The following is a 20290-nucleotide window of genomic DNA, read 5'->3' as shown; positions in this document are numbered from 1 at the left end:
ATGTCTCCTGATGCCGCTACTAAAGATAAAGTAGTAAGCAAGGGCTATAAGTACTTCATGGTTTTCCTGTGTATGTTAACCCAAGCTATTCCTTATGGAATTGCTCAAAACATTCAGCCTTTGTTTATCCACCCTTTAGTTAATACTTTCCACTTTACCTTAGCATCGTATACATTAATTTTTACGTTTGGTGCAATTTTTGCTTCAGTGGCTTCTCCATTTATTGGTAAAGCACTCGAAAAAGTTAATTTTCGACTGATGTATTTAATTGGTATTGGCCTTTCTGCCATCGCCTACGTAATTTTTGGAATTAGTACAAAACTACCAGGATTCTATATCGCTGCTATTATTTGTATGGTCGGTTCAACATTTTACTCTGGCCAAGGTGTTCCATGGGTTATTAATCACTGGTTCCCAGCAAAGGGACGTGGTGCTGCTTTAGGAATTGCTTTCTGTGGTGGTTCTATTGGTAATATCTTTTTACAACCAACCACTCAAGCCATTTTAAAGCACTATATGACAGGTAATACTAAGACCGGTCATTTAACTTCTATGGCACCGTTCTTTATCTTTGCCGTTGCTTTATTAGTAATCGGTGTAATTATCGCCTGCTTCATTAGAACGCCTAAGAAAGATGAAATTGTCGTTTCCGATGAAGAACTAGCTGAAAGCAAGAAAGCTGAAGCTGAAGCCAAGGCCAAAGAGTTCAAAGGCTGGACTAGTAAACAAGTGTTACAAATGAAATGGTTCTGGGTTTTCAGCGTTGGTTTCTTAATCATTGGGTTAGGCTTAGCATCTTTAAATGAAGACTATGCTGCCTTCCTTGATACTAAGCTTTCTTTAACCGATGTTGGTTTAGTTGGATCAATGTACGGTGTTGGTTGTTTAATCGGAAATATTTCTGGTGGTTTCTTATTTGATAAATTTGGTACAGCAAAATCAATGGCCTATGCTGGTTGTATGTATATTTTATCTATTTTAATGATGATCTTTATTAGCTTCCAGCCATATGGTTCATCTATTAGTAAGGCTGCCGGTATTGGCTATGCTATCTTTTGCGGCTTAGCTGTATTTAGTTATATGTCAGGCCCAGCCTTCATGGCAAAAGACCTCTTTGGCTCAAGAGATCAAGGCGTCATGCTTGGATACGTTGGTTTAGCTTATGCAATCGGCTATGCAATCGGCGCTCCACTCTTTGGAATTATTAAAGGGGCTGCAAGCTTTACAGTTGCTTGGTACTTTATGATTGCCTTTGTTGCAATTGGTTTTATTATTTTGGTATTTGCTGTTATCCAAATTAAGAGATATCAAAAGAAATATATTGTAGAGCAAGCAGCAAAAGCTAATGCTAAATAAGGAGGATTTTAGAAATGTGTACTGGTTTAAGATTCACAGATGATCAAGGAAATTTATACTTTGGTCGTAATCTAGATGTTGGACAAGATTATGGCGAAGGCGTTATTATCACGCCGCGTCATTATCCTCTTCCATATAAGTTTTTAGATAACACCACTACTAAAAAGGCTGTTATCGGAATGGGAATTGTGGTTGATGGCTATCCATCATACTTTGACTGCTATAACGAAGATGGCTTAGGTATTGCCGGTTTAAACTTCCCACATTTTGCTAAATTTAGTGATGGTCCTATTGACGGTAAAATTAACTTAGCTTCTTACGAAATTATGCTCTGGGTTACTCAAAACTTTACCCATGTTAGTGAAGTAAAGGAAGCATTAAAGAATGTTAACTTAGTAAACGAAGCTATTAATTCATCATTTGCGGTTGCCCCTCTTCACTGGATCATTAGTGATAGTGACGAAGCCATTATTGTTGAAGTTTCAAAACAATATGGAATGAAAGTCTTTGAAGACAAGCTAGGCGTTTTGACTAATAGTCCAGACTTTAACTGGCATCTTACTAATCTAGGTAATTACACTGGCTTAAATCCACATGACGCTACAGCCCAAAGCTGGAACGGTCAAAAAGTTGCTCCTTGGGGTGTAGGAACTGGTAGTTTAGGCCTGCCGGGTGACAGTATTCCAGCCGACCGTTTTGTTAAAGCAGCTTACTTAAACCCAAATTATCCAACTGTCAAAGGTGAAAAAGCAAACGTTGCTAAATTCTTTAATATCTTAAAGTCTGTTGCCATGATCAAAGGCAGCGTGGTCAACGATCAAGGTAGTGACGAATATACTGTTTACACTGCATGCTACTCTTCTGGAAGCAAGACTTACTACTGTAATTTTGAAGATGATTTTGAATTAAAGACTTATAAACTAGACGATAAAACAATGAATTCAACTAGTCTTATTACTTACTAATTTTTATTATTTATATCCTATATTCCTAAAAAACAAAAAAAGCCACCTATTTCAGGTGGCTTTTGTCGTATACAAATGTTTAATTTTAGAAAGGATCTTAATTATAGCATGATATGTAGTTAGTGTCAATATGATTTTTGTTTTCTACTCACCTTTTGTGATTAATAAGTGATAATATTCTAATATTACTCTATAGCTTATTAATAATAAAATGTAAATTTCATAAAAAACATTGTATTTTAATTAAATATAATATATTATAATTAAAAAATAATTAACAAAAAAATAACTATATCACTATATATGAATGTGGCATTGTCTTCTTTAGCATATGTTTATTATGTAGAGAGAAATTTTCAATCCGCTGTTAATACTGTTATTAAAGCAATACACAAACATATTAAAATCGGTAATGTAGTCGGCATAAATGAATCTAAAAAATTATTGATAGTAGCTATGTATAAATTAGGAAAACAGGGCTGCGCACAAAAGCTTTTAAATTCAATGACATCTGATCCAACAGGAATGAGTGAAAACTATGACCAATATTATATTTAAAGCTCTTAATATTACACGCTTTTACAAGGAAAAAAATGATATATTTCATGCAGTAAGTGGGATTAGTTTTGAATTACATGCAGGAGAAGTTATCTCATTTGTTGGGCCAAATGGTGCAGGCAAAACCACATTAATTAAATCAATCTCTAACTATTTGATTCCTAATTTAGGACAAATAGAAGTTGAAGGAATTGATTTAACTAAAAAACCCAGACAAGCTAGAAAGCAAATGGGTATTGTTTTTGGAGGTGACCGTGGTTTTTATAACAATGCAACTGCACGTGATAATCTTGAATTTTTTGCCCGTATTTTAGGTGTTAAAGAACGACATATTAAATCAAATGTTCAACATGCTTTAGAAACTGTCAATCTTGCTAATGTTGCTGATAAAAAAGCTGGTTCTTACTCAAAGGGAATGCTTCAGAGATTACACATCGCACGTGGATTAGTAAATCATCCAAAGATTTTAATGCTGGATGAGCCTACCGCAGGTCTAGATATAGAATCAGTGATCTCAATCAGAAAATTAGTCAAAAAGTTAGCTGATAATGGCTGCGGTATTATTTTAACGAGCCACGATATGACTGATATTGAAACTTTAGCTGATAGAATTTTTCTAATTGGTGGAGGAAAAATATATTACGAAGGATCAATTGCCGGTGTAAAGGCATTTGCTCATGTTGATGAAACTGCTAGCTTAACTGATGCTTATCTGGCCGTAGCTAATAAATTAAAGCGGAAGTAGGTGCTAAATTGTCCTTTATCAAAATTGCACTATTTCAGTTAAAACTTTATATTAAAAATACGTATTTCGTTAATTTAGTAGTAATAGAAACAACAACAATGTTGCTATATGAGTATTTATCACATTATGTTCATCATACCTACACTGGGCGTGAATGGTTGATTGCTGGCGTAATGGGAACTTGGGCATCATGTACAACTAGTGCCGGCGCGCTTGGATTTCAACGTTTTCAAGGAACTTTACCCTATCTCTTAAACACAGGTGTGAGACGCGAAAAAGTTTTGTTGGCAACCTTAATGCCTGCAGCTATTTATGGTTTAACCGCATTCCCTTTAGCAGGAATTGAAGCTATTCTTTTAGGGATACCTATTAAATACTTAGACTGGCAGTTAGTTCTAGGCGTATTTTTACTTTGGCTAGCTGCTACTGTACTTAGCTATTTTATTAGTTTATTCTTTGTTTTGAGTAAAAATGCTATTGTATATGAGCAACTATTACTTTTACCAATATTACTCTTATCTGGATTGTTAAATATTCCTTACTTTATTTCGCAAAAAATTCAACCCTTTCAAATTTTTAGTCCACTAACTTTTCCTATCAAGATAATCTATCATCTACCCATTAACTCCATCTGGATAATTATGTACATTGTTGTTGTTTTTGTATTTATCTTTTTATCAAAATATATGACTAATATTGTTATCAAACGAGCCTTTAAAGAAGGGAGACTAAATGTATTTTGAATTCTACATATCGTATCACTTTACGTTCAGTTGGAACCTTTGACAGCATTCGCATCATTTTAGTTAATTATTTATTTTTACCACTAGTTTCATTGTTGATGTTCTTGCTAATTGCTTTTAACTCTAACCAGGATTATACACGATCTTTAATCGGTACGATTGTGACAACAGGAATTACAACTAGTATTGGGATTATTAGTGCCTCAGTAGTTTACGATCAAAATATTGGATTACTTGAGGATTTTTTCTCAATTAGACCTGCCTTTCACAAATATTGGCTCCCTAAATTTGTAATTGCTAATATTACGGCTACTATTGAAATCGTAGTATTAGGAGGCATTGGATTAGTTTCACTTGGTGAAACTAATCTATTACCAAAATTGTTTTTAGCTTTGCCGTTAATAATTTTAATTAGTTCTTTATTGGGCTATTTTAGTGCTAATTGGGGTATGAACCATGAAAATCCCTATTGGCTAACTAATATTATGACGGCTTGCTTGGTTTTATTAGCTGGTTTAATTATTCCAGTTAGGGCATATCCTTTATGGTTAAAGTTATTTGCGGAATTATTACCAATCAGCAACCTACTAGATTGGATTTTAAGTAAAAATTTTTTAGACCAAGGATTACTAATAATTATAGCTAAACTATTCGCTTGGTATATAATTTGCCTCACAAGCAGTCGTATAAAACAAAAAGCATTTTAGAAAAAACTCTAAAATAAAGAAAAATACTGATATATCATCGTTAAATAAAACCTTGATATATCAGTATTTTTCTTTTCTAAGAGCTATAATTAAATCAAATTACTACTTATCCTCAGACTCTTCCTACTCACCTTTAAAACTACCATCTTCAACTTCACGAATAAAATCAGCCAAGTGTTTGTAGTAAACATCTGGATTATCAACCATATGGTGGTGACCCCCATCAGGAGTAGTAACTAGGCGTGAATTTGGAATTTCTTTTTGCATAATTTTAGCCGTAGAAATTGGCATAGTTTCATTTTCACCAAAAGTAATTAAAGTTGGTACTTTAATATTCTTAAGTTGATCTCTAAAGTGCCAATCTTTAAGCTTACCAGTAATAACAAATTCATTATCACCTTGAAAGACGTTATAAACAGCACTTCCGCCAAGATCCTTTAAGTGATAAAGCTTTGAAGGTTGCTTTCTATCAACAAAATTAATATTTAAAATTTGTACATCATCTTGGTAGCGTTGATTATCATAGTCATTATTCTTCTCACACTCATGCATGAAATCAATTTCTGTTTGAGGAAGAACTTCTTGTCTTCTTCTATTTACAGAATCAACGTACTCATCAATTTCATCAACCATTGAAGAGATAATGGCTCCCTTTAAATGCTGGCCATATTTAACTGCATATTCTTGCACCAAAAGTCCGCCCCAGCTTTGGCCAATTAAGTAGAAATTATCTAAGCCAAGCTTTTCACGCACTTCATCAACTTCATCTAAAAAATATTCATAAGTCAAATACTTCTTAGCAATTTCTGGATTTGAGTAGTCTGGTTGATCAGAGTAAAGTGACCCTAGTTGATCATACATAGTTACTTGAACATTAAGCCCTTGCTTCTTTAATTGTTCTGCAGCATCTTCCCAATATTCATGATTTCCACCAGGACCACCGTGAAGTGCTAATAAATGAATATCACCTTCGCCTTGCGTATTAGTCCATAAGTGATAACCGTTGTCTAAAGTAATAATTTTAGTACCAGTTCTCATAAAATTCCCCTTTTTAGTTTTTATTTTATATTTTATCTCATTTTCTTTTTAATTCCGATATGAATTGCACCAGCACCTAAATTTAATTTGGTTATTGTTACATTTTTAAAGCCATTTTGCTCAAGCATTTTCTTTAAACGCGTAGCTGAAATAAATTTAGCAGTAGTATGTGACAGGTACTTGTAGTCATCAACATTAGCACCCAATAATTTAGCAAAATTAGGAAACAGTTTAAAGTAACTTTCCCATCCTAACTTAATAATTGGATTAGTTGGTTGTGAAGTCTCTAGAATTCCAACTTTTCCATCTGGCCTTAAAACCCGATAAATTTCTTTCAAAACTTGATCTGCATCAGGAACATTACGTAAACCAAAACCAATTGTTACAATGTCAAAGCTTTGGTCCGGATAAGGCAAATGCATTGCATCCCCTTGCTTTAATTGAATTTCTTTTTGTAAATTTTGCGCCCTGATCTTTTTATCAGCTAAGCCGAGCATTTTTTGATTAAAATCTAGTCCAATTACATTGCCCGAGGGACCCACTTGTTTTGCTAACGCAATCGTTAAGTCACCTGTCCCGCAACATAAGTCCAAAGCAAAATCTCCAGCTTCTACTTTTAATTCTTTAAAGAACTTTTTCCGCCAGCCATTGTGTGTTCCTAAGCTAATTAGATTATTCATCTGATCATAATGCGGAGCAACTCGTGTAAATAAATCATGAACGTCTTTTTCAGGTACCTTATTAGTTAAACTCATTTTTATCACCAAATTTATTATCCCAACAAAAAAGCTATGATTCAAATTAACCATAGCTTTTCTTAAATTCGAGTAGATTTACGACGCCAAATGTGAACTAAAACCCCAATAACTAACCCTAAGATCGTTGGTACAACCCAGGCTAGGCCAACATTAGCAAATGGCAAATATTGAAGTCTAATACGACTAACGGCATTGTAGAATGATGTTCCAGCAATTGGTGCTGGCAAGTTTGTAATTAAATCAAAGACTGCTGGAATCAAAGTCAAAAGCATAGTAACTTTGTATACAACCGTATCACCCTTAAATAATGGCGAACATACCGATAAGACAATTAATACAATTGCTAAAGGATATAAAAACATTAAGACAGGAAGCGACCAGTGAATAATTTTCTCTAAGCCTAGATTGGCGGTAGCCAAAGATCCAATACATCCAATCGTCAACCAGCCCTTGTAACTAACCTTTGAATAATGAGCACTAAAATCTAGAGCAAACGCAGCCAATACCCCAACTGCAGTAGTTAAACACGCTAAGAAAATTAAAACAGCTAATAATGCTTGTCCAAAAATACCAGCATAATATTTAACAATCTCTGAAAGCAGAATTCCACCATCACTCGCTATTTTAAAATGTCCTAATGACATTGCGCCAATAACGATCAATAAGGTATAAATCACTCCAATTGCAACAACTGCAATTAATCCAGACTTTGCAGTTATTTTGGCAGTCTTCTTTTCATCATTATTAACTAACTCTTTAATTGCTGTTACTACAGTGACACCGAATGCTAATCCTGCTAGTGCATCCATAGTATTATATCCCTCTAAGAATCCCTTAACGATGGCACCATTCAGGTAGTCTTTGGTTACGGGAACAGTATTGGGATTACCGAGCGGCCAAGCAAATGCAATAACAAAAATAATAAACAGCAAAATTAAAAAGATTGGGTTTAAAATTTTACCCAGAGAGGAAAGAATATCACTTTCGTTATAGGCAATCGAGTACACTATCACAAAAAAGATAATCGTAAAAACAACTAAGCCAGTCCCCCGAAATTGCTTGGGCAATAAAGGAGCAATTCCAACAGTATAAGATACAGTTGCATTTCTTGGAGCGGCAAATAACGGACCGATGGCAAGCTGCATCAAAGTCATAAACGAAAGCGCAAAAACTTTTCCTACCGGTAACCCAATTTGATAAACACCATTACTACGAGTAATAGCAACGGCTAGGAGTGAAAGTAGCGGTAAAACTACCCCAGTAATTGAAAAACCAATCGCTGCTGGTCCCCAATTTTTACCAGCAAGCTCGCCTAAATGAAGTGGGAAAATTAAGTTTCCTGCACCAAAGAATAGTGCAAAAATCATTGATGCTACAATTAAATATTGTTTTGTCGTCAGCTTCTTTTCCTGCGCTTCTTTCAATTATATTCCTCCAAAAAATTAATTATTTTTAGTATTTTAGCAAAAAAACGCTGTAAACTCTAGTGTTTACAACGTTTTAATGGATTAATACTATTTTTCTAATTCATTATTTGCGCTATTTGCGGCAATTCTACCAAAAGTAAAGATATCAGCAAGCGAATTTCCACCTAAACGGTTACCTGCGTGAATCCCGCCAGCTACTTCTCCAGCAGCGTATAGACCAGGAATTTGCTGACCGTCTTTATCTAAGACATGAGCACCTGTATCAATCTTCAAACCACCCATAGTATGGTGGATGGCTGGCTTCCTTGGTGTTGCATAGAATGGAGCAACTTCGCATTTTAGATTAAAGGCTGATTTTTCAAACTCTGGATCTTTTCCTGCTTCAACATAAGAATTATATTTCTCAATGGTCTCAACTAAAGTATCAGGATCCATTCCAACTTGCTTAGCTAAATCTTCTAAACTATCAGCTCTAAACAAGGTACCGGCTTTAACCTGTGCATCAATTGATTCTTGAGTTGTGTTATAAGCAGTATCTTTGATCTTATCGTCGGCAATTAAATAGAACAAGCCACCATTATCAATAGCTGCCTTGGTTAAAACATCACGTTCTGCAAACTCATTTACGAAACGCTCGCCCTTTTGATTAACCATAATATAGTTTTCTGGTGGAGTTTGTAGACCAGTAAATAGTTCACCCGTCTTTGGATCAGAAACTGGCATCATCTGAATAAAGCCCATTCCAACTAAGTCTGCACCTGCCTCTTTACCAAGATTAATTCCGTCCCCAGTAATTGCAGGAGAATTAGTAGTGGCAATATTATCATCAATATGCTTCCAGTAAGTATTGTATTTTTTAACCATTGGTGTATTTGCACCAAATCCACCAGCAGTTAGAATTACAGCTTTAGCATGAACCGTGATCGTACTTCCATCTGGTCTTTTAGCAATAATGCCTTTAACTTGACCATCTTCAATAATTAAGTGTTCAGCTCGAGTATCGGTCAGAATTCTTCCACCATGATCCTTTACCCAATCACCTAAAACATGAATAAAGGCATAACCCATTGGTTCAACTGGCTTGTGCCCTCTTCTCCATAAGGCACCTACTGGCATTGTTACTTGACTGCGATCGAATTTTACTCCTAAATCACTTAACCAGTGTACTGAGTCCAAGGCATTATCGATTAATTCTTTGACTAAAGCATAGTTACCGTGAATTTCGTTTCCATTTAAGTCGGTTCTCTTACCACCTAAATAGGTTTGAATTTCATGCAGGAATTTTGAATCAAATAGATAATCCGCACCAGAAGCTACATATTCTTTTATTTGTTTTTGTAATTTTTTAAAATCTTCTTGATACTCTAGATCAATTTCTTCAAGTGGAGTTGCTGCTAGTTCTTCTAAAGTTTCTTTTTCACCGGCTAAAGCTTTAAATTGATTTTGCCAATCTGGTTCTGCAGCATTCATTGGACCACCAGCACGACTAGTGTTTCCTCCAATTTGTGGGAACTTTTCAAGTATAACAACCTTTTTACCATGTTGAATACTTCTAGCAGCTGCAGCTAAACCTGCCCCACCAGCTCCAACCACTACAACATCAGTTGTATAAGTCTCATCTTTAGCTCTTTGTTCCTTTGGTTTAGCTCGGTTTTTCCATTCATCTGGATCTCCGCCAGCTTCACTAATTGCCAATGCTACTCCATCAATAACACCATGACTAGAGATAGTAGCACCACTAACTGTATCAACATTTAAAGTCTGATTTTCAACAATTTCTTCAGGCAAACGTCTAAATACTTCGTCAGCTACTCCCTTAGTTTCACCTTTAGCGTCAACCTTAATATCTTCAATCTTATTTTCGGAAAGAGTAACTTCCATAGGCATGAAACTTGCGCCATGTCCTTGAGCTTTTACGTTGTATTTTCCTGATTTCATAATTTTTCTACCCTTTCTTAAATATTTTCACCTAAATTATAAGTTATTAAATTTGCAGGCTTAAATATCTTTTTTACAAATCACTAATAACAAATTTGTTATAGCCGATCTAGGATGACCTTACGTTTGTCTTATCTAATAATGGGTTGTAAATTTTTCTTTTTAAATTCTTCAATTAAATTTTTTAAAGCCTGTGATTTCGTTTTTTCGGCTTTTGTTGCAATAAAGAAAGTAACATTAATTAAGTCATAGCTTAAGGGAAAGAGATTAATTGGTGTTTCACCAATTCTTTTAATGATACTAGCAGTGGAGATAGTTAATCCCATACCATGAATGGCCAGACTAGTTGCAGTGATAATATTTTTAGATTCTAAAACAACTCGTGGCTCTAAATGAAATCGTTGGAAAACTCCGTTAACTTGGTGCCGAATAGCCGAACCAGGAACACTTAAAACAAATGGTTCTTGTAATAAGTCTTTAAGATTTAAGTCATTCGGCTTGAGGATAAATTTTCCTTCATGATAGTACGGAGATGAAGGTGAAATTACTACATAATATCTTTCACCACCATTACTTACAATATCTAAGCTTGAATCAATTGCTTCTGGAGTTTGACCAATATAACAGTCAATATTTCCACTCAGTAAATTTCTTTCACTTTCTCTTGGGAAGTTTTCAAAAAGCTGTATTTCTACTCGAGGATTTTTCCTTAAAAAATCTGGCAGTATTTCTGGTAGTAAATAAGTGCCTAAACTCTCTAAAATTCCAATTCTAATAATTTCTTTATTAGGATGTGTATATTGGGCTAATTTTTTATTTAATTGTTGTTTGTTATAAGAAATATTTTCTAAATATTGATAATACAGTAAGCCTGCTTGAGTCAATGCGTAGGGCTTTTTATCTCGATCAATAATTGGCGTTCCTAAACGGTCTTCGATTCTTTTTATTAACTGGGTGAGATAGGGTTGAGAAATGTAGAGCTTTTTTGCTGCTTTCACAAAACTATCTTCTTTGAGTAATACATCAATAAAATGCTGTATTTCTTCTGGGTTATTCATTAATTTATTTCCTTAATGTAGTTTTTAGATTATAAACAAAAGAGCTATGGATACCTCAAATTTACCATAGCTCTTTTGCTTTACACTTTTAACTTGAATACAATCCTAATTTAATATGGTTTGTAATTTTTTACAAGTAAAAAATTCGATTTATTAATAATTCTTATAATTTTATTCATTCTATTAAAATTTGTAATGGTAGTGATAGATAATCAATGGCAAAATCGTAACTATTAGGCACAGACCAATCATCGTCCAAACATAAACACCTCTTAATTCAGCTGGTGTTCCTTGTGCAGGAATAAAGGAAATAAAGAAAGCTACCACAGTTATTACCAGGGCAATAATTGCAATTATTACTCCTAAAGTTTTACTCTTTGCCATATAATAACTGCGTTTTAAATTCCCATGTTTTACTTTTAAAACAATATAGGAGATCAACATTAAAATGTAGACCATCAAGTACTGAGCAGTGGTAGCAGCTAAAGAAACATTAAAAGCAAAATCAGAGTTCTTACCACTAGTGAAAGTAATTAAAATTGCAGATGCAGTTACAATCAAAGTCTGTAAAACAATCAACCGCATCGGTACATCACGATTAGTAGATTTAGCGAAAAATTTAGGCATATAGCCTTCTTTAGCAGCTTCAAACATACCCTGACTAGGACCAGCAAGCCAATTTCCAAGTTCTCCAATAATACCAGCTGCCAGTAACACACCGATAAACTTTTTAATAATATCACCTGGTAAGCCAATTGAATCCAAAATTTTTCCAAAGGCATAGACAAAACCAGTTGAATTTTGAATTTGATCTTTAGGAATTGTCATTCCAATTGCGGTACTACCAAGTAAGTCAAAAGAAATGGCAGTCACAGCTAAAGCAAGCATAACAGTCGAATACTTTTTAGGATTTTCTAGATATTTTGCATGCGGAGCAGATGCTTCCCCACCACAAAACGCCAACACGAATGGCACAAAAGCCACTAAGGTAGCCCCAGTTAAATGATGTGGAAAAATATTATTTAAGCTTAGATGCATATATAGGGGACGTCCTTGGAAGAGATATACAAAGAAGGTAATAATTAACAAGATTACCGGTAAAGCTATTCCAAGTCCAAATAACCACTCTGCAATATGGCCTATTTTCTTAACTCCTACCATTTCGACAAGAGTAATTGACCAGATAATTATCATCATCAATAGAAATCTAATACTTGGTGTAGTGTTAAACCAAGGAGTATCAAAGGTAATAGATACGGCACCAATAATTACGTACATCATTGTATTCATCCCAACAGTAATGTGAATCCATTGGTAAAACATAGCTGTCCAGCCAGCTCGATCTCCTAAGGACCCTTTTACCCAAGTAAAAATTCCACCCTTATCCCAGCCGTCAACTGAAGCCATTTCTCCTGCCATTTGCGTAATTGGTACAAACCATATTAAGCCTGCTAATAGCAAATAAAAAACTGCTGTTGGACCAGTTTTTCCAAATGGAGCCAACTCATTAACTGAGATAACCATTGATGAAGTCATGGCGAATAACTTCAATGCTGTTAACCGATTATACTTTTCGTCTTCTTCTAATTTGGTCAAAGACTCGCTTTTATCAGACACAATTTTTCCTCCGAAAAAGTTTTTTCGAAAATTAATTATACACTTCTTCCTCAAAATTGGTCTAAAAACTTTGAAAATAAAAAAGCCAGATTTGCTTAATCAAATCTAGCTCCTCTATCTTCTATTTCATCCATGGAAAAATGTGCTTTAATACTTTACGCTCTTGTTCATTTTGTCCATCTACCTGTGTAGATTCTGTCTTAGAAGCCATCTCCGCTTTCTGCTCTTCCTCCTTTGCACCTTTTTCTTCCACTTTCTTTTGTGGTTTTATATCTTTGCTTTTTTCTTGCTCTATTTTTTTAGATTCTACTTTTACTTCACTCATCTCATCAAAAGTATAATATTTAACCAGTGTATTTTTGCTAGCATCTTTTACGGTAATTGTTGCTCGATCTGGAATATAATTCATAATTCTCGGTACACCTTGTGTTTTAATCACCTTAGTTGCATCGCTTGGATCGGTTACATATGGTGGCTGTTCTACACCATTTAAAACATTCCCTTTTGCATCAACTGGTACTATCCGCCCATTAGCTTTATAAGTTACCGTGAAGTTTAGATCGGCTTTTTTTACTTTTTCTTCATCGATTATATTTTTATCTGCATGATAGCCATCAATAATTGGTGTTTTTACTGCTATATATTGCTTCTTGTCTACCAGCCACCCGGTTGTATATTTACCTGCATCTACTAATTCACCCGTATTCTCATCAACCGTCAATGTTCTTGTCCAATTAGCACCCTGAATTCTAGTAATTGGCGTCTGGTCTCCAGCTCCCTGATATTTAATTATTTCCTTAACTGGGACACTATACAAAGTTGGCTTAATCGGACGATAAGGATGTTCGCTATTCACAGGGATATAGCGTGGCTTTAAAGTATAGGACACCTTAATATCCGTAAAAGGATCATTGACAGAAATTGTATTTTTAACTGGTGCATATCCTGGCACTTCTGGTACTTCTTCAGTAAAGAGGACACGCACAGGATCATATGGATCATTAACGTATGTTGGGTGCATAGCATTTTTAATTTCATTTCCATGCTCATCAACCGGAATCATCTTTCCAAGCGGAGTATAGGTAATTGTAGCCATTAAGTCAGTTTCCGTAACTGGGTGTTCGCCAATTAAGCCAATATTTGCGGCGAAGCCCTTAATTACAGGTGTAGGAGTTGCTTCAAAAATATCTTTATCAGCTACCCAGTCGGTCGTATACATCCCGTTCTCAATAATTTCTTTACTTACTTCATCATAAGTAATTGTTCTTGTCCAGCGCACTGTTTGTTCAGCATCTGGAGGAGTCTGGTCTCCAGCTCCTTGATAATGAACTCGGGCTGTAACAATTCGACGGTAATATGCGGGGCTTACTGTTTCTTGGGGATTTTTTTCATCAACAGCAACATATTTATGAACTAGTAAATATGGAATCTCATAATTACGACTCGGATCTGCAATTTTTACTTCTTTAATTTGTTTTAAGACAATATTTTCTAGGTCTAATTCAGGTAAAACCACCTTAGTTGAATCAATTGAATTAGTAATTAGTTGCTTTTTGTTTATTTCTGAAAATTCATTGTGATTTACATCAACAGGAATCAAATATCCATTTGGATAGTATTTAACTTCTTCAGTTAAATCTTGTTTTTCTACTGGTGAAGCTACTACTTCACGAATCCTAGTATGATATCCTGAAACTATAGATACAGATACTGAAGGGTAGGTTTCACTACTCTGCCATTGACTTGTGTATTCGCCCGAAATAATTTTTTTAGTTACGAGATCAATTGTTAAGTCGCGTTTTAAAAGAGCTGTTTGAACTACATCATTGAGCTTTTTATCTTCTACTCCTGAAAAACTAATCGTTCGATGAACTTCTTTTTCATACAAACTTGTATCAATTCCTGAAAATGGATTTTCAGAGTTAACAACTTGTTTTTTATGCTTTAAAACTACAAAAAAGATTTGAACATAATCTCTACTATTTCCAAAAACAGGCTTCTGTTCCTCAGAATCAAAATCATTCGTAACAACTTCATATCCCTTAGTTGTTAAATTTTTCAAAACCTCTGCGGTATCATAAGCTATTTCTTTTCCAGGCTTACCTTTTAATTCGCCAGAAGTAGCTAATTCCTTGTTGTTATCGTCAACGTCAATAAATTTTATTTCAGCTTTCTGTCTCCTGGCATTTTTCTTATTAGGTAAATAAGTGACCACATATTCATGCTTTGGTTTTTGAAAGGTTGCTTCTTCTCCGCCAATTACTGCTTTATCAGGTGTATAGTTCATAAAAGTAGGACTTGCAACTAAAGGAAAGGTGTACTTTTCTGGTTGCCAGGTATTAGTTAATAATTTTTGCTTAGTAACTTTGTCATAAATAATCTTTCTATTAAAAGCAATTTCGGTAACCTTATCAGGAATATTTTTTTCAAGTCCAAGATAGTGAACTACTTGCTCACCTTTCATTTGAACATCCTCTAGATGACAACCATACTTTAAATTTTTGGCAGTTATTTCTTCTTTACCATGTTTAAAAGTAAGCGTGAATTCTTGAGAATCTTCATTAAAGAAATTCACTTCACCATTTGAATCAAAAGGGTTATTAATTAGTACATAACCAGCAGCTAGCAATTTTCTTATCTCATCTGCTGTACTGTACTCTATTCTTTCTCCTACTTTTCCTTCTAACTCTCCTGAATTTGCAAGCTCCACCAAATTATCGTCTAAGTCTACATATTTAACAACAACTGACATTACTTATTCCCTCATCTATCTTGATCAAATTTTAATAACATATTAGTAGCTTACTTATTGCTCTTTTTCCCTAATGATTATCATAAGGCACCCTATATTGATAAGCAAAAGAAAAAATATTTTTTTATAACATTAACAGTTTCACATGAAACATCTTCAAAAGAAGTTTCAAAAAAATTAGATTTTGTGTTTTTATTAACAAAGTCAAGTGTATAATAAAAGACGGTCATACTATTAATTTTGACGGAGGTTTAATTTATGACAAAGATTTTTGCTTACGCTATTCGTAAAGATGAAGAACCTTTCTTAAACGAATGGAAAGATGCACACAAGGATATCGAAGTCGAATACACTGATCAACTTTTAACTCCTGAAACTGCTAAATTAGCTAAGGGTGCTGATGGTGTTGTTGTTTACCAACAATTAGACTACACTCCAGAAACTCTTCAAGCTTTAGCTGATGCTGGCGTAACTAAGATGTCATTACGTAACGTTGGTGTTGATAACATCGATATGGACAAGGCTAAGGAATTAGGCTTTGAAATCACTAACGTTCCTGTATACTCTCCTGACGCAATTGCTGAACATGCTGCAATTCAAGCTGCTCGCGTACTACGTCAAGATAAGCGTATGGATGAAAAGATGGCTAAACGCGACTTACGCTGGGCACCTACTATTGGTCGTGAAGTTCGTGACCAAGTTGTTGGTGTTGTAGGTACTGGTCACATCGGACAAGTATTTATGAAGATTATGGAAGGCTTTGGCGCAAAAGTTATTGCTTACGATATCTTCAAGAACCCAGAACTTGAAAAGAAGGGTTACTACGTTGACTCACTTGATGACTTATACAAGCAAGCTGATGTAATTTCACTTCACGTTCCAGATGTTCCAGCAAATGTTCACATGATTAATGATGAATCAATCGCTAAGATGAAAGACGGCGTTGTAATCGTAAACTGCTCACGTGGTCCACTTGTTGATACTGACGCTGTTATCCGCGGCTTAGATTCTGGTAAGATCTTTGGTTTCGTAATGGACACTTACGAAGGTGAAGTTGGTGTATTTAACGAAGATTGGGAAGGCAAAGAATTCCCAGATGCTCGTTTAGCTGACTTAATTGATCGTCCAAATGTATTGGTAACTCCACATACTGCTTTCTACACTACTCATGCTGTACGTAACATGGTAACTAAAGCATTTGACAACAACTTAAAGATGATCAACGGTGAAAAACCAGATTCTCCAGTTGCTTTGGACAAGAACAAGTTCTAAAAATCAAATTATGATAATCAAAAAGATCTTGAGAAAATCTCAAGGTCTTTTTTCTACCCTAAAGGATTTTTTATATGAAGTTACTTCTTACCGGCGACAGTATAATCGCCCGTTCAGAAAACCACTCTATCCCAGAAATTAACTTTCAATTACAAAAACTAAATCCGTATCAGATTTACAATACAGCTATCTCGGGAATTAATTCTGGTGGTCTTGCCCTCTCTTTACCCAATTTGGTATTCAATCAGCCAAAATGCGATTATCTGATCATTTTAGTTGGCACTAATGACTTAGCAGTACACAAGCAAGTCTCCTTGCAACAATTTGAAGATAATCTAAAATTAATCGCTTCTAGCATTATTTGGCTTTATTATCCAGGAAAGGCTATCTTTGTTACCCCACCTGCAGTTGATGAAAATAAGCAAAAAGTACGAAACAACCTTTTAGTGCAGCAATATAGCAACATAATCAAACGTGTTGCAAATGAATATAAATTTTCGTTTATTGATCTGGCAAGTAAGATGCAGGCAAACAAAGATTTCCCAGAAATTTTCAATGGCAAAAAGAATGATGGACTCCATTTTGGCGTTAAGGGTTATGAGCTCTTAGCAAAATTAATTGTTCAAAAATTAAATCAAATTTCTAATTGACTTCTATCACATATTTGAGTAAAGTTTAGCTAATTTAATATTAAAACGTTGCTTCTAAAGAAAGGACTTTACAATGAGTTTGTGGGAAACAAAATTTGCCAAAAAAGGATTAACTTTTGATGATGTACTTTTAATTCCAGCTGAAAGCCATGTGTTACCGAATGAAGTTAAACTAGATAGTAAATTAGCGCCTAATCTTCAACTTCATATTCCACTCATTTCTGCAGGAATGGACACTGTTACTGAAGGAAACATGGCAATTGCCATGGCAGAAAACGGTGGCTTAGGGGTTATTCATAAAAACCTCTCAATCGAAGCCCAAGTTGAAGAAGTTAAAAAAGCTAAAGGTAAAACTGTCGATCCTAACTTACCTCACCCAGCAGTTGATAAACAAGGTCGTCTCTTAACTGCAGCTGCTGTTGGCGTTACAAGTGATACTTTTGAACGTGCTGAAAGTTTACTTGAAGCTGGCGCGGATGCAATTGTCATTGATACAGCACACGGTCATTCCGCTGGCGTTTTACGTAAAATCAAAGAAATTCGTGAACATTTTCCTAATGCTACATTAATCGCTGGAAATGTTGCTACTGGTGAAGGAACAGCTGCCCTATTTGACGCCGGAGTAGATGTTGTTAAAGTTGGAATTGGACCTGGTTCAATTTGTACTACACGTATTGTTGCTGGTGTGGGAGTTCCACAAATTACAGCTATTTACGACGCTGCTAGTGTTGCACAAAAATATGGTAAAAAGATAATTGCTGACGGTGGTATTAAATATTCTGGAGATGTAGTTAAGGCTTTAGCTGCAGGGGGAAATGCTGTAATGCTTGGTTCAATGGTCTCCGGAACCACTGAGGCCCCAGGAACAATCTTTACTAATGAAGGGAAACAATTTAAATCTTACCGCGGTATGGGTTCAGTTGGTGCTATGTCTCAACAACATGGATCATCTGACCGTTACTTCCAAGGTGGAGTTAATGAAGCAAATAAATTAGTTCCGGAAGGTGTTGAAGCCTTAGTTCCTTATAAAGGCGATGTTTTAAATATCATCTACCAAATTGAGGGTGGTCTCCGTGCAGGAATGGGATATGTCGGTGCAGGCACAATTGAAGAATTAATTAAAAATAGTCAATTTGTTCAAATTACTAATGCTGGTTTACGTGAATCTCATCCACATGATGTTCAAATGGCAAAAGAAGCTCCAAACTATGGTGGTAGCGACTTATAAAATTTAGATTTGTAATAAAAAAGCACCTTACGGTGCTTTTTTCTATCTCAGAATTCCTTCAATTTTATCGGCCAATGCAGGATAAATTGGCAAGACATTTCGATGCCATTCATTTTTATTAATTCTTAACCCAATAATTGGAATAAAGTAATTTATATCATTAATTGCGCTAGTACTTATCTCACTAACTCCAACAATATAATTAGTCTTATCATAAACTACAGTTAATAAACCTTTTTCTTTTTGACCAGCATATAAACTACTTTGGCTTAGTTCGTATTCTCTAATTTCAAAATTATCTCCATCTTCAAGAACACTATCAGGATTGATTCCAGCTTGAGCTAGTTGCGGAAAAGCAAATACTCCCGTCCCAATAGCCGGATAGTTAATTGGTTGAGTAAGCCCCTTTTCAAGAGAATTAAAGAGGTATTGTGCTTGAAATTCTGCTACAGGAGTTAAATTTGGTATGTCTTGGCTCGTAACATCTCCAATAGCATAAATATTATTAACATTTGTTTGAAGATGACGGTCTACGTCAATGCCTCTAGTTGAATAATCAATTTGAGCGGCTGATAGATCTAGCTTTTCAATATTTGGGGTACGTCCACTAGCATTTACTACATAGTCCGTTATCATTGGTCCATCTTGATTTAATTCAACAACATACTTATCACTTAATTGCGTAATACGAGTTGGTTCCGTTTCAAACTTAAATTGGATTCCTCGCTCTTTCATTTTTACAACCAATTCACGACTATATTTTTGATAAAAATGCCGTAATACTCGATCTCCTCGCACTAAAATAGTTACTTGACTACCCCCAGCAGCTAAAAACGTCGCTAATTCCATTGCTACATATCCACCGCCAATAAACGTAACATGCTCTGGAAGCTTATTTAAAGAGAGAACATCGGAACTATCATGTAAGAACTTCGCCCCTGGAATCGAGAGTTCATGGGGTCTCCTTCCAGTTGCAATTATAATTCTATTTCCCTGGAAATATTGTCTATTTACTTCAATTGTTTGTCGATCAACAAAATGGGCACTCCCGCTAATTACATCACTGATTTTACTAATGTTCTTTCTTGTTTCATTTGGCCAGCTAGCAAATCTTTCTTTCTTTTCCTTCATTAACTGGGACCAATTTAGTTTTCCAATTTGAGATATTATCCCCTCTTTCTCAAATTGACGACTAGATAAGATTGCTTGAACAGCACCGTCTAGATATATTTTCGGTTCACATCCAACGTTGGGACAAGTTCCACCAAATAAGCCGCTTTCTACAACCAAAATAGATTTATGTTGTGTAGCCAAGAGCTTAATTAATTGATATGCAGCAGGACCTGTTCCTAAAATTATATAATCATATTTTTTCATAACATTGCCTCATATCTTTCTTTCATTTTCAGTTTATCAAAAAAATATATGAAATCGTTATTATTAGCACTTGGATTTTTTATAAAAAATAACAAAAAATA

The 20290-nt window shown here is 35.0% G+C and carries 17 protein-coding genes; 9 read left to right on the top strand and 8 right to left on the bottom strand.

The window, feature by feature from the left end:
- The 6 genes from Q9R40_RS05055 to Q9R40_RS05030 all read left to right on the top strand — a co-directional run bounded on the left by Q9R40_RS05055 (position 1) and on the right by Q9R40_RS05030 (position 5074).
- On the top strand, positions 1 to 1356 hold the full coding sequence (locus tag Q9R40_RS05055) for a conjugated bile salt MFS transporter (protein WP_304676710.1): 1356 nt from the start codon (positions 1 to 3) through the stop codon (positions 1354 to 1356).
- Positions 1357 to 1370: 14 nt separating this feature from the next.
- The gene (gene bsh, locus Q9R40_RS05050; protein WP_304676708.1) at positions 1371 to 2321 is read left to right on the top strand and encodes a choloylglycine hydrolase; all 951 of its coding nucleotides are present in this window, start codon (positions 1371 to 1373) and stop codon (positions 2319 to 2321) included.
- A 315-nt stretch (positions 2322 to 2636) separates the two neighbouring features.
- Positions 2637 to 2879: a hypothetical protein gene (locus tag Q9R40_RS05045; RefSeq protein WP_304676705.1), complete on the top strand. Its 243-nt coding sequence runs from the start codon at positions 2637 to 2639 to the stop codon at positions 2877 to 2879.
- The gene (locus Q9R40_RS05040; RefSeq protein ID WP_300592842.1) at positions 2860 to 3624 is read left to right on the top strand and encodes an ABC transporter ATP-binding protein; all 765 of its coding nucleotides are present in this window, start codon (positions 2860 to 2862) and stop codon (positions 3622 to 3624) included. Before Q9R40_RS05045 ends, Q9R40_RS05040 begins: the two co-directional genes overlap by 20 nt.
- Positions 3625 to 3632: 8 nt before the next feature.
- Positions 3633 to 4367, top strand: coding sequence for an ABC transporter permease (locus Q9R40_RS05035; protein WP_300735053.1), 735 nt, complete (start codon positions 3633 to 3635; stop codon positions 4365 to 4367).
- Entirely contained in the window at positions 4364 to 5074 is a 711-nt protein-coding gene (locus Q9R40_RS05030; RefSeq protein ID WP_300592848.1) for an ABC transporter permease, read from the top strand. Before Q9R40_RS05035 ends, Q9R40_RS05030 begins: the two co-directional genes overlap by 4 nt.
- A 123-nt stretch (positions 5075 to 5197) precedes the next feature.
- Here Q9R40_RS05030 and Q9R40_RS05025 read toward each other — a convergent pair whose 3' ends face one another.
- From Q9R40_RS05025 to Q9R40_RS04995, 7 genes are all read right to left on the bottom strand, one after another.
- Positions 5198 to 6112 carry a prolyl aminopeptidase gene (locus Q9R40_RS05025; RefSeq protein ID WP_297938262.1) on the bottom strand — a complete coding sequence of 305 codons (915 nt, stop codon included), beginning with the start codon at positions 6110 to 6112 and terminating at the stop codon, positions 5198 to 5200.
- 32 nt (positions 6113 to 6144) lie between these two features.
- Positions 6145 to 6867, bottom strand: coding sequence for a bifunctional demethylmenaquinone methyltransferase/2-methoxy-6-polyprenyl-1,4-benzoquinol methylase UbiE (gene ubiE / locus Q9R40_RS05020; RefSeq protein WP_304676699.1), 723 nt, complete (start codon positions 6865 to 6867; stop codon positions 6145 to 6147).
- A 62-nt stretch (positions 6868 to 6929) separates the two neighbouring features.
- The gene (gene brnQ, locus Q9R40_RS05015; RefSeq protein WP_304676696.1) at positions 6930 to 8294 is read right to left on the bottom strand and encodes a branched-chain amino acid transport system II carrier protein; all 1365 of its coding nucleotides are present in this window, start codon (positions 8292 to 8294) and stop codon (positions 6930 to 6932) included.
- Positions 8295 to 8384: 90 nt separating this feature from the next.
- Entirely contained in the window at positions 8385 to 10235 is a 1851-nt protein-coding gene (locus Q9R40_RS05010) for a flavocytochrome c (RefSeq protein WP_304676694.1), read from the bottom strand.
- A 131-nt stretch (positions 10236 to 10366) separates the two neighbouring features.
- Positions 10367 to 11293: a LysR family transcriptional regulator gene (locus Q9R40_RS05005; protein WP_304676691.1), complete on the bottom strand. Its 927-nt coding sequence runs from the start codon at positions 11291 to 11293 to the stop codon at positions 10367 to 10369.
- Positions 11294 to 11476: 183 nt separating this feature from the next.
- Positions 11477 to 12910, bottom strand: coding sequence for an APC family permease (locus tag Q9R40_RS05000; protein WP_304676689.1), 1434 nt, complete (start codon positions 12908 to 12910; stop codon positions 11477 to 11479).
- Positions 12911 to 13031: 121 nt separating this feature from the next.
- On the bottom strand, positions 13032 to 15662 hold the full coding sequence (locus Q9R40_RS04995; protein ID WP_304676686.1) for a hypothetical protein: 2631 nt from the start codon (positions 15660 to 15662) through the stop codon (positions 13032 to 13034).
- Positions 15663 to 15920: 258 nt separating this feature from the next.
- On the opposite strand from Q9R40_RS04995, the gene Q9R40_RS04990 reads away from it, so the two are divergent.
- The 3 genes from Q9R40_RS04990 to Q9R40_RS04980 all read left to right on the top strand — a co-directional run bounded on the left by Q9R40_RS04990 (position 15921) and on the right by Q9R40_RS04980 (position 18812).
- Entirely contained in the window at positions 15921 to 16934 is a 1014-nt protein-coding gene (locus Q9R40_RS04990) for a D-2-hydroxyacid dehydrogenase (protein ID WP_004896265.1), read from the top strand.
- A gap of 74 nt (positions 16935 to 17008) precedes the next feature.
- On the top strand, positions 17009 to 17584 hold the full coding sequence (locus Q9R40_RS04985; protein ID WP_300592869.1) for an SGNH/GDSL hydrolase family protein: 576 nt from the start codon (positions 17009 to 17011) through the stop codon (positions 17582 to 17584).
- A 73-nt stretch (positions 17585 to 17657) separates the two neighbouring features.
- Positions 17658 to 18812, top strand: coding sequence for an IMP dehydrogenase (locus tag Q9R40_RS04980; RefSeq protein WP_304676676.1), 1155 nt, complete (start codon positions 17658 to 17660; stop codon positions 18810 to 18812).
- Positions 18813 to 18854: 42 nt separating this feature from the next.
- On the opposite strand, the gene Q9R40_RS04975 is transcribed toward Q9R40_RS04980, so the two are convergent.
- The gene (locus tag Q9R40_RS04975; RefSeq protein WP_304676674.1) at positions 18855 to 20189 is read right to left on the bottom strand and encodes an NAD(P)/FAD-dependent oxidoreductase; all 1335 of its coding nucleotides are present in this window, start codon (positions 20187 to 20189) and stop codon (positions 18855 to 18857) included.
- Positions 20190 to 20290 lie beyond the last annotated feature (101 nt).

It is taken from the genome of uncultured Lactobacillus sp. (genome assembly GCF_948948975.1).
In the GTDB taxonomy this organism is placed as follows: domain Bacteria; phylum Bacillota; class Bacilli; order Lactobacillales; family Lactobacillaceae; genus Lactobacillus.
This window is presented reverse-complemented; position numbering and strand designations above follow the sequence as displayed.